13 protein-coding genes are annotated in these 14067 nt (G+C 68.6%); 3 read left to right on the forward strand and 10 right to left on the reverse strand.

All coding sequences use genetic code 11. The features are described 5' to 3' along the window. Positions 1-57: 57 nt before the first annotated feature. From IF17_RS0133290 to IF17_RS0133330, 9 genes are all read right to left on the reverse strand, one after another. Positions 58-708, reverse strand: coding sequence for a CoA transferase subunit B (locus IF17_RS0133290; protein WP_030574323.1), 651 nt, complete (start codon positions 706-708; stop codon positions 58-60). Continuing rightward, complete coding sequence (locus IF17_RS0133295; RefSeq protein ID WP_030574326.1) at positions 708-1463, reverse strand: CoA transferase subunit A; 756 nt, start codon at positions 1461-1463, stop codon at positions 708-710. The genes IF17_RS0133290 and IF17_RS0133295 overlap by 1 nt, the downstream gene beginning before the upstream one ends. 125 nt (positions 1464-1588) lie before the next feature. Further along, on the reverse strand, positions 1589-2332 hold the full coding sequence (locus tag IF17_RS0133300) for an SDR family NAD(P)-dependent oxidoreductase (RefSeq protein ID WP_030574328.1): 744 nt from the start codon (positions 2330-2332) through the stop codon (positions 1589-1591). Further along, positions 2329-3300: a fumarylacetoacetate hydrolase family protein gene (locus IF17_RS1000000140020; protein ID WP_030574331.1), complete on the reverse strand. Its 972-nt coding sequence runs from the start codon at positions 3298-3300 to the stop codon at positions 2329-2331. The genes IF17_RS0133300 and IF17_RS1000000140020 overlap by 4 nt, the downstream gene beginning before the upstream one ends. A 182-nt stretch (positions 3301-3482) precedes the next feature. Beyond that, positions 3483-4424 (reverse strand): VOC family protein, encoded by a 942-nt coding sequence (locus IF17_RS0133310; RefSeq protein ID WP_030574333.1) that lies wholly within the window; start codon positions 4422-4424, stop codon positions 3483-3485. A gap of 13 nt (positions 4425-4437) precedes the next feature. Further along, positions 4438-5442 (reverse strand): amidohydrolase family protein, encoded by a 1005-nt coding sequence (locus IF17_RS0133315; RefSeq protein WP_030574335.1) that lies wholly within the window; start codon positions 5440-5442, stop codon positions 4438-4440. Further along, complete coding sequence (locus IF17_RS0133320; protein WP_030574338.1) at positions 5439-6569, reverse strand: FAD-dependent oxidoreductase; 1131 nt, start codon at positions 6567-6569, stop codon at positions 5439-5441. The genes IF17_RS0133315 and IF17_RS0133320 overlap by 4 nt, the downstream gene beginning before the upstream one ends. 38 nt (positions 6570-6607) lie before the next feature. Then, positions 6608-7564: a cyclase family protein gene (locus IF17_RS0133325; protein WP_030574341.1), complete on the reverse strand. Its 957-nt coding sequence runs from the start codon at positions 7562-7564 to the stop codon at positions 6608-6610. Beyond that, on the reverse strand, positions 7561-8559 hold the full coding sequence (locus IF17_RS0133330) for a fumarylacetoacetate hydrolase family protein (protein WP_030574344.1): 999 nt from the start codon (positions 8557-8559) through the stop codon (positions 7561-7563). The genes IF17_RS0133325 and IF17_RS0133330 overlap by 4 nt, the downstream gene beginning before the upstream one ends. Positions 8560-8687: 128 nt before the next feature. Here IF17_RS0133330 and IF17_RS0133335 point away from each other — a divergent pair, with 128 nt between their 5' ends. Further along, positions 8688-9602, forward strand: coding sequence for a LysR family transcriptional regulator (locus IF17_RS0133335; RefSeq protein WP_030574347.1), 915 nt, complete (start codon positions 8688-8690; stop codon positions 9600-9602). A gap of 304 nt (positions 9603-9906) precedes the next feature. After that, positions 9907-11061, forward strand: a complete 1155-nt coding sequence (locus IF17_RS0133340; protein ID WP_244890568.1) for an MFS transporter — start codon at positions 9907-9909, stop codon at positions 11059-11061. 356 nt (positions 11062-11417) lie between these two features. Here the strand turns inward: IF17_RS0133340 and IF17_RS0133345 are convergent, their stop codons facing one another. Continuing rightward, the gene (locus IF17_RS0133345) at positions 11418-12512 is read right to left on the reverse strand and encodes a LacI family DNA-binding transcriptional regulator (protein ID WP_342342171.1); all 1095 of its coding nucleotides are present in this window, start codon (positions 12510-12512) and stop codon (positions 11418-11420) included. Positions 12513-12717: 205 nt separating this feature from the next. Between IF17_RS0133345 and IF17_RS0133350 the strand changes: the two genes are divergently transcribed. Next, a complete protein-coding gene (locus IF17_RS0133350) occupies positions 12718-14028 on the forward strand; it encodes an ABC transporter substrate-binding protein (RefSeq protein WP_078616121.1) in 1311 nt (436 codons plus the stop codon). Positions 14029-14067: the final 39 nt, after the last annotated feature.

Genomic DNA, 14067 nt, shown 5'->3' on the forward strand with positions numbered 1-14067 from the left:
CATCAGGGTGGAAAGGGCGGCAGGTTGCTGCGGGTCCTCGGGGTGACCCGCGGAGGCTCAGCAGGCGGCAGTCGCGCTGTCGACGTACACGGGTGCACCGGTGTGGGCGCGGATGTCTTCGACGGTGACTCCGGGCGCGGTCTCCACCAGGGCCAGACCGCGGTCGGTGACGTCCAGGACTCCGAGATCGGTGATGATCCGGCCGACGCAGAGGCGGCCGGTCAGCGGCAGGGTGCAGTCCTGGACGATCTTCGGAGAGCCGTCCTTGGCGGTGTGCTCCATCAGCGCGATGACTCGGCGTGCGCCGTGGACGAGGTCCATGGCGCCACCCATGCCCTTGACCATCTTGCCGGGGACCATCCAGTTCGCCAGGTCGCCTCGGTGCGAGACCTGCATGGCTCCCAGTACGGCGGTGTCGATGTGACCGCCGCGAATCATCCCGAACGACAGGGCCGAGTCGAAGAAGGACGCGCCCGGAAGGACGGTGACGGTCTCCTTGCCCGCGTTGATCAGATCGGAGTCGACCTCGTCCTCGGTGGGGTAGGGCCCTGTGCCCAGGATGCCGTTCTCCGAGTGCAGCACGACGTGCACACCGGTGGGTACGAATGCCGGGATGAGGGTGGGCAGGCCGATGCCGAGATTGACGTACGAACCGTCGGTCAGCTCGGTGGCGGCCCGCGCGGCCATCTGGTTGCGGTTCCAGGCCATCAGCTGCGCACCGTCCTCTTCTCGATCTGTTTGTCGGCCGCCTGGGCGGGGGTGAGGGGCACGACGCGCTGGACGAAGACGCCCGGCAGATGCACGTGGTCCGGGTCGAGGTCGCCCGGCTCGACGAGCTCCTCGACTTCGGCGATCGTGATGCGGCCGGCCATGGCGGCCAGTGGATTGAAGTTGGCTGCGGCGTGGCGGAAGACGAGGTTGCCGTGCCGGTCGCCCCGCCGGGCGCGCACGAGCGCGAAGTCAGCGGTGATGCCGCGTTCGAGGACGTGGGTCCGGCCGTCGTACTCCCGGGTCTCCTTGGGCGGGGAGGCGAGGGCCACAGCGCCGTCGGGCGCGTACCGCCAGGGCAGTCCGCCGTCGGCGATCTGGGTGCCGACGCCGGCGGGTGTGTAGAAGGCGGGGATGCCGCAGCCTCCGGCACGCAGCCGTTCTGCGAGGGTTCCCTGGGGTACGAGCTCGACTTCGAGTTCGCCGCCGAGGTACTGCCGGGCGAACTCCTTGTTCTCGCCGACGTAGGAGCCGGTGACCCGGGAGATGCGTCCGGCCGACAGCAGGATCCCGAGCCCTCGGCCGTCAGTGCCGCAGTTGTTGGACACGACCTTGAGGTCGGTGGTGTTCTGGCTGTGCAGGGCTCGTATCAGCGTCTCGGGTATGCCACTGAGGCCGAACCCGCCGACCGCGATCGATGCGCCGTGAGGGATGTCGGCGACGGCATCGTTGGCTTCATGGATGACCTTGTCCACGGTTCCAGGTTCCTTTCAGGTCAGTGGGCTGGGCAGCACGGCCGACCACCAGCCATCGGCGACGGCCCGGCCGGTGCCACGGGCCGTGCCGGAGATCAGGTCGGCTTTCCCTTCTTGCGCTCCCATCAGCCGGCCTCGGTGCGCAGTGCGTCGGACACCGACTTCACACCGCCGTGCGAGGTGAGGCCCCCGTCCACCGGTATGTCGGCGCCGGTAATGAAGGACGACTCTTCCGAGAGGAGGAACACCACCAGCGGGGTGACCTCCTCGACTCGTCCGACGCGGCCCAGCGGTGTTTCCTCGATGTTCGCTTTACGGAATGCCGGTGCCGCTGAAGCCGTCATCTCTGTTTCGATGAAACCGGGGTGGATCGTGTTCACACGGATTCCGCGCGGTCCGAGCTCAAGTGCAGCGGTCTTCGACAGGCCCCGCAGCGCCCACTTGCTCGTGGTATAGGCAACGGGGTAGTGCGCTGTGATCGCGGCCGAGGAGCCGACGTTCACAACCGACGCCCCAGGGGGCATCAGCGGAGCAAGGTGCTGCATACCCAGCAGTGGTCCGTGGACGTTGACGGCGTGGACGCGGCTCATGTCCTCGGTGGTGACCTCGTCCAGCCGGGCACGCCAGGTGATGCCGGCGTTGTTGACCAGGCCGTTGACCGTCCCGTAGGTCTCGCGCAGGTAGCTGGCGAGGTCGGCCCAGTCCTCGGCCCGGGTGACATCGAGCCGACGTACGTTCTCGCCGCCACGCACATCGGTGGCGACGACCATGGCACCCTCGCGCGCCAAGGCCGCAGCCTCGGCAGCTCCCTGCCCCCGTGCCGCTCCGGTGACGACGATGACCTTTCCTGCAAGCCTTCCGCTGCTCACGGCCGCTCCCGGTTGCGGCGCCGCGCGCGGGGCAGCTGGACCGGAGCCACGCCGGGCGTGATGCGAGTGGTGAGCGACCCGAGACCTTCCACGGTTAGGGTGACCGTGTCGCCAGGCCTCAGTGGCGACGGGCTCTGTTCGCCGGAACGGCCCCATAGTTCGGCCAGACAGCCGCCGTTGCCGCAGGTGCCCGACCCCAGGACGTCGCCGGCGAAGATGCGGGTGCCGCGCGAGGCGTAGGCGGCCATCTCCTCGAAAGTCCAGCTCATGTTGGACAGGAGGTCGTTGCCGACCTTTGCACCGTTGATCTCGGCGGTCAGCGCGAGGCGCAGAAAGCCTTCGCTGTCCCGGTGGGGCTCCAGCTCGTCGGCGGTCACCAGGTAGGGGCCGAGAGTGGAGGCGGTGTCCTTTCCCTTGCACGGTCCGAGACCCACCTGCATCTCTGCCGACTGCAGGTCCCGCGCGGACCAGTCGTTGAAGATCGTGTAGCCGACGATGTGGTCCTGCGCCTGTGCCGGGGTCAGGTCACGACCGTCCCGTCCGATGACGGCTGCCACCTCCAGTTCGAAGTCGAGTACGGAGGATCCGGGAGGCATGGGAACGTCGTCGTGGGGGCCGAACACCGCGTGCGGGTTGGTGAAATAGAAGGTGGGTGCCTCGTACCACTGCTCGGGGACGCCTGCTTCGCCGCTCACGGACCGGCGTACGCCTTCTACGTGTTCTTCGAAGGTGACGAAGTCCCTCACGGACGACGGCTGCAGGGGTGCCAGGAGCCGCACCTGGGAGACGTGCGGGCCGGGCGGCACGTCCTGGGCCACCGCCGCCGCGGCGAGCAGGCCGGCCAAGCCACCGGTCTCACGAATCAGGTCGGTCAGCGAGGTGACGCCCGGCAGGGGGAAGAGTGTGCCGTCGTCTTCCACTACGGCGACACGCGGGCGGTGGCGGTACTCGAAAGCGGCGAAGCGCATGATGCGGCTCCAAGAGGGAGGGGAAACGAGGTCGAATACACGACGCGCCGTCCTGGACACGCCAGGCGAGTGGCGGGCCTACGGAGCGGGCTCAGGGCCGGACGCCCTCGGCCGGGAGCGCGGAGGCAGGAGTCGGAGCGGGACACCACTCCCGCGTTCCCGGAGACGACACAGGCCGGAGGCTAAACCGGTGGGGCGACGAAGCTGCCGCGGTCGGGGTCGTTGAAGGACTCCTTGGCGACGAGCTCGTTCATCGGGTTCGCCGTGCCCCACTGGTCGGCGACCTCGGGCTGGGAGAAGTCGTAGACGTGGGGGTGCCAGGTGTCCTCGTCGAGTTCCTCCAGTTCGGTGGTGTACTCGACGGTGTTGCCGTGGGGGTCGAGGAAGTAGGTGAACGTGTTGTCACCGGCCGTGTGCCGGCCCGGGCCCCAGATCTTGGTGAATCCGGCACGGGTCACTCGCCCTGAGCCGCGCATGTACTCGTCGATGCCACGCATCTCGAAGGAGATGTGGTGGAGCGATGTGTGCGGCCCCTTGGCCAGTGCCATGGAGTGGTGCTGGCTACTGATGCGCATGAAGTGCATGACGTCGCCCATGTGGGGTGAACTGAGCGTGTCGGAGAGCCGGAAGCCGAGGTGCTGCTCGTACCAGGTCCGGGTGCGCTCCAGGTCGGGCGAGTTGAGCACGACGTGCGACAGCTTGACCGGGATCGCCTCCTTCTCCTCGATCTTGCGGTGCCGCCGGACCTCGACCTCCGCGGAGACCTCGATGGTCCGTCCGTCGACGTCGAAGAAGCGGAAGCCGTAGCCCCCTCCAGGGGTGCTGACGGTGCCCGGCTGCGAGATCAGTTTCACGCCCGTGGACAGGAGCTGTTCGGCGAGCGTGTCGACGTCCGCCGGAGTGGCGGCGCCGTAGGAGACGAGGTCCAGGCGCTTCTCGTCCGCCTCGCGCAGCCGGACCACGTACTGCTCCGGGCTGCCCTCGGCGGCGAGGAAGGAGATGCCGGAATCCTCGGCGACCTTGGTGAGTCCCCAGACACCGGCGTAGAAGTCGAGCTGTTTGTCGTAGTCGGGCACGGCGAGGTCCACGTGCCGAAGGTGGGTCAACAGGCGGCTTGTGCTCATGCGGGTTGCCTCCTCAGGCGGGAGAGATGTTGAGCAGTGCGGCGGCGTTGCGGCCGCGGATGGCGTCGAGATCGGCTTCGTCCAGTCCGGCGGACCGCAGTGCGGCGACGGGGTCGGCCGCACCCATGTCGAAGGGGAAGTCGGAACCGAGCAGCACCCGGTCGGCTCCTGCGGCTCGCACCAGTTCCCGGAGCACCTGCGGGTCGTGCACCAGGGAGTCGAAGTACAGCCGCCGCAGATAGCTGCTCGGGAGGTGGGCGCAGTCGGCGGACGCGTCGGTCCGGGCGTGCCAGGCGTGGTCGCTGCGCCCGATATGGGTCGGCAGGTAGCCTCCGCCGTGCGCCGCGATGATCTTCAGTCCGGGATGCCGGTCAAGGACCCCGGAGAAGATGAGGTGGGACAGGGCGACGGCGTTCTCGGTGGGCTGGCCCACGGTGTTGGACAGGTACCACTGGTCAAGACGCGCGTCGAGCGTGCAGCCGAAGGGGTGCAGGAAGATGACGGCGCCCGTCTCCTCGGCACGCGTCCACAGAAAGTTGTAGGCGGGATCGGACAGTTCCCGACCGGGGGCGTGGCTGGAGATCTCCACCCCGGCCAGGCCCTGTTCGAGGGCGTGATCCAGTGCCGCGACGGTCTGCTCGGGGTGCTGGAGGGGTACCAGGCCGAGGCCGCGGAGCCGGTCCGGTGCCTGAGCACAGTGGGCTGCTGTGGCCTCATTGGCGAGTCGGTAGACCTTCTCAGCCGTCGGGGCGTCGGTCCAGTAGTGGTAGTGCGAGGGTGAGGGGCTGACCAGCTGGACGTCGACGCCCTGCGCGTCCATGGCGGCCAGGCGTTCCGTCACCTCGGTCAGACGGGGCAGGCGGTCGCGGACCATCGGACCGCTGACCGCGAGAGCGGCGGGACCGTTGCGCCGGGCGTCGAGCTCCTTGGACAGCGCGTACCCGGGCTGATCGGCCAGGAGAGCCTCGACCTGGGGAAGCAGGACGTGGGCGTGCACGTCCACGGTGGGGGCGGTCACGGCAGCTCCCTGAGCATCGTCATCGTGCGGGCCATCAGCCCCGGCACGTCGGCGTCCCGGACGTGGTCGAGCTGCCACTGGCCGATCTGGACGGACGCCTCGACGACGGGGCGAACCCGACCGATCCGCCGCTCGTAGTAGGCCTGCAGCAGTTCCCCGTCCCAGACTTCGGCCTCGGTCAGCAGCTGTGCGAGCACCCACGCGTCCTCCAGCGACAGCGCGGCGCCCTGCGCGAGGGTGGGGGGGCAGCAGTGGGCTGCGTCGCCGATGAGGACGACGCGGCCGCGGTGCCATGAACCCTCGACCAGCAGCCGGTCGAACCAGGTGTAGTTGACCTTGGACGGGTCGATGATCGTGGCGGTGATGGCCGGCCAGGCGCCTCCGTACGTGGAGGCGATCTTCCGCATCTCCTGCGCGTACGACTCGGGCGGTATGGAGGCGCGGTCCCGGTTCCTCTCCACCACGTACGCGTACAGGGTGGTGTCGCTGGTGGGGCAGTAGCCGGCGATGAAGGCCGCGCCGCCGTAGGCGAGGTCGGTGCGCTCGACTCCGGCGGGTCTCGGGGCGGCCGCACGCCAGATGGCCATGCCGGTCGGTTCCGGCTTGTCCGTGATTCCGATCTGTGCGCGCGTGGCCGAGCCCAGTCCGTCGGCGGCGATGACCAGGTCGTAGCGGTGCTTGCTGCCGTCGCTCAGGCGGACGGAGACGCCGGTGTCGTCCTGGTTCTCGATGGTGGCGGTGGTACCCAGACGGACGGTCGCGCCGCTTGCACGGACGGCCTCGATGAGGATGTGCTGCAGGCGCGGGCGCTGCATGCCCACGGTTGCCGGAAGGTCGTCGCCGCCGGTGCGCAGGTCGCGCTGGACGTGCAGGACGGTGCCGTCGGGGGAGGTGATCCCGACCGACCCGAACGCGAACCCGGAGGCCTTGACGTCCTCCCAGACGCCCAGTTCGCGCAGCACCCGCAGGGCGTTTCCCTGGAGAGTGATACCGGATCCGGCGGTGGCGTTCCAGTCGTCCTTCGCTTCGACGAGGTCGACCTCGACTCCGGCGCGGCGCAGCAGGATGGTGACGGTGTTGCCGGCTGCTCCGCCTCCGACGACCAGGACCTTGCGAGGTGTGCTCATGGGGAACTCCCTTGTTCCTCGGGCTGTGGGCCCCGGGACTACTTGACGGCGATGGGGTTGACGGGTGACCCGACGGCGCCGGTGATGGGCAGGGGTGCGGCAGTGAGCCAGAACTCGTAGACGCCGTCGGCCGCGCAGTCCTCGGCGAGAGCCTCCAGGTCCCACATCTCGCCGATGAGCAGGCCGATGTGGGGGATGACGACTTGGTGCAGTGGCTGGAAGGCGTGGTCGAACTCGTTGGGCCGTACCTCGAAGCCCCAGGTGTCGGTGGCGATCGCGGTGATCTCGCTGCCGTGGAGCCAGGGCGCGGTGGTGAAGGAGAGCCCCGGGGCAGCGCCGCCGGCGTAGTCGCCCCAGCCGTCCCGGCGCACGCGGGCGAGCTGCCCGGTTCGGACGAGGACGATGTCGCCGCGGCCGACCGTCACCGCGTGGGCTTCGGCGGCGGCCACCAGGTGCTCCTCGGTGATGGCGAACCCGTCGGGGAGTTCACCGTCCTCTCCGGCAGTCCGGCCGACGTCCAGCAGCACGGCTCGCCCGGCGATGTGTGGCGCCATGTGCTCGATGCCGGTGACCTGGTCGCCGTCGGAGGTGACGACCTGCTCGGCCGGCCGGCCGTTCCACGCCTTGCCGTGGTCGAAGATGTGGCCCAGGCCGTCCCACTGGGTGGAGCACTGCAGCGGCATCGCAATCACGTCGTCGGCGCCGCCGATGCCGTGGGGAAGTCCCTGGTTGCCCAGGGCTGCGTCCGTGCCGGTGTCGAGCATGGTGTGGACCGGGTTGGTCCGCCGCCGCCAGCCCTTCTGGGGGCCGTTGATGTCGAAACGCTGGGACAGGGAGAAGCTGACCCCTCGCCGTATCAGGGCCGCGCCTTCACGGCGCTTGGCCTCGTCGAGGTAGTTCACGGTGCCGAGGCGGTCGTCCTCGCCCCAGCGGCCCCAGTTGGAGCACTGCTCGGCCGCTTGAGCGACCGCGCCTGCGGGATCGGTGCGGTTCATTTCCCCTCCGCGACACATCGGGTGCGCTGGGCGCCCAGTCCGGAGATGGAGGCGTCCATGACGTCGCCGTCGCGCAGCAGGCGCCCCCAGTGCATGCCGTTGCCGGCCGGCGACCCGGTGAGTACGAGGTCGCCGGGGAGCAGGCGCGCGCTCTGGGAGGCGTACGCGACCATGCGCGCCACGTCGAAGATCATGTCCTTGGTGGATTCGTCCTGCATGACCTCGCCGTTCAGCTTCAAGGTGAGCTGCAGGTCGCCGGTGTCGCCGATCGATTCGGCGGGCACGATCCACGGCCCCAGGGGGGTGAACCCGGGAGCGTTCTTGCTGCGCAGCCAGTCCGTTCCGATCTGTGGCATGTCCCTGCGGAAGACGGTGGCCCGGTCGGTGAGGTCGTTGGCGATCGTGTAGCCGGCCACGTAGTCCAGCGCCTCCTGAGGGGAAACCTGGTAGGCGGGGCGGGCGATCACCGCGGCCAGCTCCAGTTCCCAGTCCGGCTTTGCCGCCCACGCGGGCAGCGTGACGTCGTCGTTGGGGCCGGAGATGGAGCTGGGCAGGCCGATGAACATGTACGGAAGATCGTCGGCGGCACGTCGGTCCATGATCTCGGCCGCTTCGGCGCGCGCCTCCTCCTCGGAATGCCCGTCGGACGGATCGCGGTGTGCGACGTGCAGGTCGATGACGTGCTGTCGGTAGTTGGCGCCCGACTGGAAGATCTGCCGCGGTTCCACGGGAGCGAGGACACGGAAGTCGGCCAGAGGGCGGCGGGGCAGTCCCTCCTCGGCGGCGAGATCGCGCAGCAGCGGGAGAACGGTCGGCCACTGCTCCAGCAGGGCCCGCATGGTCAGCGCCGGGTCGTCCAGGGCCGTGCGTAGGTCGAGGACCTGGCTGTCGCGGTCGACAAGAGCGGGGAAGGCAGGGCCGTCAGCGGCCGAGAGGGTGCCCAGGGCGAAAGGCCCGGCAAATGAGTCAGAAGCGGATCGAGGTTTCACCGGCATGTCCTCCTGGTTGCGGTGGGACTAATCTGGACCCGCTTCCAGCAATCAGGGAAATCGATTATCTGGATCACTACCATTCGCCAGGCAGATAACCTCTGGTGGCACCGCACGTGAAGGGAAGCCGTCCCGTGAACCTGGCCCGTCTCGACCTCAACCTCGTCGTGGCCCTCCGCGCCCTCCTCGAAGAACGCAACGTCACCAAGGCAGGGCAGCGTGTAGGGCTCAGCCAGCCCGCGATGAGTGCCGCACTGGGCCGGCTGCGGCGGCACTTCGGCGACGAGCTCCTGTCCCGCGTCGGGAGCCAGTACGAACTCACCGCGCTCGGCCAGGTCCTCCTGGACCGCACCGCCACCGCCTATGACGTCATCGAACGGCTCTTCGCCAGCCAGGCCGCCTTCGACCCGTCCACGGAGACCCGCGAGTTCCGCCTCGTGGCCTCCGACTACGCCGTCGACGTCTTCGGCGTCGAACTCGCGCGCGTCATCCACGAGGAGGCCCCGGGAATCCGGCTGCGCTTCACCCGCACCCCCATCACCGTCGTCGATGACACCGCGAGCCTGCTCAGCGCCACCGACGGGCTGCTGATGCCCCACGGCGTCATCAGCGACTTCCCCGCCACCGATCTGTACGACGACCGTTGGGTCTTCGTCGTCGCCGACGACCACCCCAGCATCGAGGACCGGTTGACCCGCCAGGACCTTGCCCGGCTGCCCTGGGTCACCTACCAGCGCACCTACGATGCCCCCGCCGTACGCCAGCTCGGCATGCTCGGCATCGAACCACGCGTCGAGGTCTCCGTCGACAGCTTCCACGCCCTTCCCGCCCTTGTCGCCGGGACCCGCCGCATTGCACTCGTCCAAGCCCGCCTCGCCCGCCTGCTCGCCCCTATCGCGGCCGTACGCGTACTCGATCCTCCTTACGAGGCGGTGCCGCTGCGCGAAGCGCTGTGGTGGCACCCGGTCCACACGCATGACGCCGCCCACATCTGGCTCCGTGAAACCGCAGCCAGGGTCGGCCGGCGCGTTGCCGATGCGGAGATCTGATCCCGTCGCTTCTCGCGAGTGGCCGGCAAGGCGCAAGAACGTCACTCAGACGTCATCCATCTGGTGGATGGAACACATCGTGAACACAGATGACACAAGGGGTGGGCAGCGCGTTCACCGGCACGCATAGTCGAGGGCACCTCCGCCCCTCGTTCCACGCCGCCCCGGCCAGACGGGCGGCAGGACCAGGCGCAGCCCCCTTCCCCTTCGCGCGCTCTGGAGTGCCGCCATGCCAGCGTCCCTCGCCCCGCCGTCATCCGACCATGCCGCAGCGCCCACCGGCCGTCTTCCAGCCGCTGTGCTCATGGCCGGCAGCTGCCTGCCCGTCCTCGGGGCGGTACTCCTTGCCCCCGTACTGCCGCGCATACAGGAGCACTTCGACCACGTCCCTGGTAGCGCGGTCCTGGTCCCTGTCGTCCTGACCGTCCCCGCGCTCGCGCTTGCCCTGCTCGCCCCGTTCGCCGGTGTCATCGTCGACCGGCTCGGGCGTAAGCGGCTCCTTGTCATCGCCACGGCCCTCTACGCGGTGTTCGGAACCGCCCCGCTCTGGCTGGACTCGCTCCACGCCATCGTCGTCAGCCGCGTACTGGTCGGCGTCACCGAAGCGGCCATCATGACCGCCTGCACCACTCTCATCGGCGACTACTACAACGGCGAGGTACGCGACCGCTACCTCGCCCTGCAGACCATGTGCGCCTCAGCTTCTGCCACGGTCTTCTTCGTCCTCGGCGGTGTGCTGGGAGCGGCTGACTGGCGTGCTCCGTTCTGGCTGTACGCGGCGGGTTTGCTCGTCGCTCCGGTGATGGCCCGCGTCCTACCGAAGCCCGCCCTCCCGCAGAAGGAACAGGGGGCATCCGCCCGGTCGGTCCAGCACCCCTTCCCGGTGCGCCGCATGGCCGGGATCTGTCTTCTCACGGTCTTCGGCGCTGTGGTCTTCTACACGGTCCCCGTGGAGATGGCCTATCTCCTGGATGATCTGGGCATCGACTCCACCAGCGCCATCGGTGTCGTCACCGCGGTGGCCAGCGCCGCCACCGTCCTCGGTTCCGTCGTCTTCGCCCGGCTGCCCCAGCACCGACGTCTCCGGCTCCCCGCACTGTTCGCCTGGTGCGCCGCCGGCTTCCTCCTCATGGGCCTCGCCGACAGCCTCCCGCTGCTGATCACCGGAGCCGTCATCAACTGCGTGGGCACCGGCATGCTTCTGCCGTCGCTGGTGACCCGCGCCATGTCCAAGCTCGGATTCGCCGACCGCGGCCGCGGCATGGGCCTTTGGACTGCCGCCTTCTTCCTCGGTCAATTCCTCTGCCCCCTGGTCCTGTTGGCCGGCAAGGGCGCCGTAGGCAGCCTCGCAGTCGCCGTCGCCGCTCTCGGTGCCGCCACCGCCATCACCGCCGCCCTGCTCCTCCCGGCAGCACGCCGGAACTCCGCGGACGCAGAAGTGACGACGGGCGACCGGTAAGCGATGCCATCAGCCAACAGCGATGTCGACACGCGCCGGGCATGGCACCGTACGTCCACGCCGGTCGTCAGCACCCCGTGAACATCGACAGGAGCCGTTCCTTGGGCCGTCTGCTCGGTGAGCAGGCGGCCCCCAGGCATGTCCGCGGGACGTCTGCCGACCCCCAGTACAACGCGGGAGTCAACGGCCACACCTCACTGGCTGACCGAAGCACCGCAGCGAATCAACGGGGCTGGGGGAGGCCCGCGTTCGCGCCGCGTGCGGAATCGCCCCGCGCCCCGGACGGCAGGTACGGCCGGCAAGGCCCGAGCCGGTGCAGGGCCGGGCAGGGGGCGGAGACCTCTGGGGCGCTGCTCCTACGGGAGACTCGGAGCCGCCGTGCTGCGCCGCACCACCAGCCGTGGGGTCATCGTGGTCTGCATGGCCCGGTCACGTCGGCCTTCCACCCGCTCGATCAGCATCCGCGCGGCGGCCAGACCCATGGTGTGCCCTGCCTGGTCGACGCTGGTCAGCTGGACAGGGGCGAGCGAGGCGATCGCGGTGTTGTTGTAGCCGACGAGCGAGATGTCCCCGGGGATCGACAGACCGAGGTCGGCGGCGGCTCGGTAGATGCCGAGGGCTGCTACGTCAGCTCCGGCCAGGATCGCGGTGGGCCGCTGCGCACCGGACAGAAGTGCGAGACCGGCTGCATGGCCGCCGTCGTCGGAGTAAGCGGAGTGGTGCACCCGCGCCCGGTCGGCCAGCCCGTGCCGGTCCATCGCCTGGAGGAATCCGTCGGCCAGAGCGATCTCCGGAGGTCGCTGCCAGCGTCCGCTCCTGCTCCCGGGCGCCGAGACGAGGGCGATGTCACGGTGGCCGAGTTCGACAAGATGGTCCACCACCAGCCCCGCCCCGACATCGTCCGCGTCGATGACGGAATCGTGCACGTCAGAGCTGTCGTGGTGTCCGATGACCACGGTAGGCGTCGTTGCCGCCATGCTCAGAATCTCGGAACGCGGGGTTCCTGGTGCGATGAGGACCAGACCGTCCATCTGGCGGTCCACCATGGCACGGATGGTCCGTGCCTGCTCGTCCGCGCCGAAGCCCGCCGCTCCGATCAGCACCGTGTACTCGCTGTCGCTCAGCTCCTCGCGGATGCCGTCGAGGACGTCGGCGAAGAACGCGTTGCGGACGTTGTCGAGCAGGACACCGATCGTGTACGTACGTCCTCGCATGCCGCGGGCGGCCGCGTGGGGGCGGTACTCCAACTCGGCCATGGCCGCCCGGACCCGCTCCTGCATGCCCTGGCTGACGCCGTAGGCGTTGCGCATGACCTTGGATACGGCGGCAGTGGACACGCCTGCATGACGGGCGACATCGGTGATCGTCACCCGTTTCGTGTCTCTGGGCGAGCTGTCCGCAGCCACAAGAACCTCATTCTCCTCACAGTTGATGTAACGGTCTACACGCACGACCCCAAGAGGATGGGGTCATTCGGCCATGCAAAGTCGATGTTACGCGCCTGTGTCTTGACGACGCCAGAGAGATGGCGTCATGGTGTGACCACCTCGAATGGAGAACGTTCTACACGACTCCGTTCGCTCAGCGGCCGCCCCCACCGTCGCCCCGCGCCTGCTCGGCGCCCCTTCTCTCCTTCACGATCCCTGGGAGTCACCAGTGCCCCATCGCATGATCCGCGCCCGCCGTACTCGTCTGGTCCTCTTCTCGGCCGGCGTCACGTCCCTGGCCCTTCTCGCTTCCGCTTGCGGCGGCGGTGGCACCTCCGGGGCTCCCAAGGAGTTCAAGTACCTCAGCGTCACCGAGAACACGACCACCAGAACAGCGCTGACCAAGCTCTCCGAAGGCTCCTGCAAGGCCGAGAACGACGCCCTGCCGCTGAAGGTCGAAACCGTGCCTCAGGCAAGTCTGGACCAGAAGCTCCAGCTGCTCGCCGGTCAGGACGCGCTGCCCGCCCAGTTCGCCGCTGGCAACGCGCCCGCGCTCACCAAGCAGCTCGCCGAGTCCGGCAAGGTGGCGGACCTGGATCTCGAGCTCCAGCGGCTCGGCGTCTTTGACGAGCTCGAGCCCGCTGCCGTCTCCACCATCAAGGCCCTGTACGACGGCAAGCTGCAGACGCTGCCCTACGAGTACAACATCGAGGGAATCTTCTACAACAAGAAGATTTTCAAGGAGAAGGGGATCGAGATCCCCGGCACCTGGGACGATCTGCTCGCCGCCTCGGACAAGCTCAACAACAAGGGTGTCCAGCCGTTCGCCGCTTCCGGCCAGCAGGGCTGGCCGATCACCCGCCTCATCAGTGGCTACCTCTACCGGAGCCTTGGTCCTGACGCTCTCGACAAGGTCAACGCCGGCCTCGCCCAGCTGACCGAGCCCGAGTACGTCAAGGCCGCCGAGGAGATCGCTGCCCTCGGCAAGAAGGGCTACTTCGGCAAGGGTGTCGGTTCCATCGACTACGACACGGCGATGAACCAGTTCCTCACCGGCAAGTCCGCCATGTTCTACATGGGCAGCTGGGCCCTGGCCAACATCTCTGACTCCAAGCAGAACAAGGTCGGCGCCGAGAACGTCGGCTTCATACCTTTCCCCGCCGTCACCGGCGGCGCCGGCTCCGCCGACCAGTACCCCTCCAACGTGGGCCTGGCCATCACCCTCGGCTCGAAGAACTTCGACAAGAAGACCGGCGCCTGGGTGAGCTGCATCGCCAAGAACTACGGCAGCACCGCGCTCAAGGACCACGGCTCCATCTCCGGCTTCAAGGTCAACACACCGGTCAAGGACGCCAACGAGGTCACGACCACCGTGCGCAAGACGATCAGCTCCTCCCAGCAGAACGTCCTGTGGTTCGAAGCGTTCTTCAGCACCAAGGCGACCAACGCCAGCCAGACCAACGCCGCCGGACTCGTCACCGGCAGCATGAGCCCCAAGCAGTTCATGGAGACCGTCCAGAGCGCACTCAGCAGTAAGTAGAGCCCGGCCGACTGACGGCTCGCCACCCGGCGGGCGAGC

Origin of the sequence: Streptomyces cyaneofuscatus, assembly GCF_000718135.1 — a bacterium.
GTDB lineage: Bacteria > Actinomycetota > Actinomycetes > Streptomycetales > Streptomycetaceae > Streptomyces > Streptomyces cyaneofuscatus.

Coding starts and splice junctions, on each gene's coding strand:
- IF17_RS0133290 (WP_030574323.1), bottom strand. CDS start 708: ATGGCCTGGAACCGCAACCAGATGGCCGCGCGGGCCGCCACCGAGCTG.
- IF17_RS1000000140020 (WP_030574331.1), bottom strand. CDS start 3,300: ATGCGCTTCGCCGCTTTCGAGTACCGCCACCGCCCGCGTGTCGCCGTA.
- IF17_RS0133310 (WP_030574333.1), bottom strand. CDS start 4,424: ATGAGCACAAGCCGCCTGTTGACCCACCTTCGGCACGTGGACCTCGCC.
- IF17_RS0133320 (WP_030574338.1), bottom strand. CDS start 6,569: ATGAGCACACCTCGCAAGGTCCTGGTCGTCGGAGGCGGAGCAGCCGGC.
- IF17_RS0133325 (WP_030574341.1), bottom strand. CDS start 7,564: ATGAACCGCACCGATCCCGCAGGCGCGGTCGCTCAAGCGGCCGAGCAG.
- IF17_RS0133330 (WP_030574344.1), bottom strand. CDS start 8,559: ATGCCGGTGAAACCTCGATCCGCTTCTGACTCATTTGCCGGGCCTTTC.
- IF17_RS0133340 (WP_244890568.1), top strand. CDS start 9,907: ATGGCCGGCAGCTGCCTGCCCGTCCTCGGGGCGGTACTCCTTGCCCCC.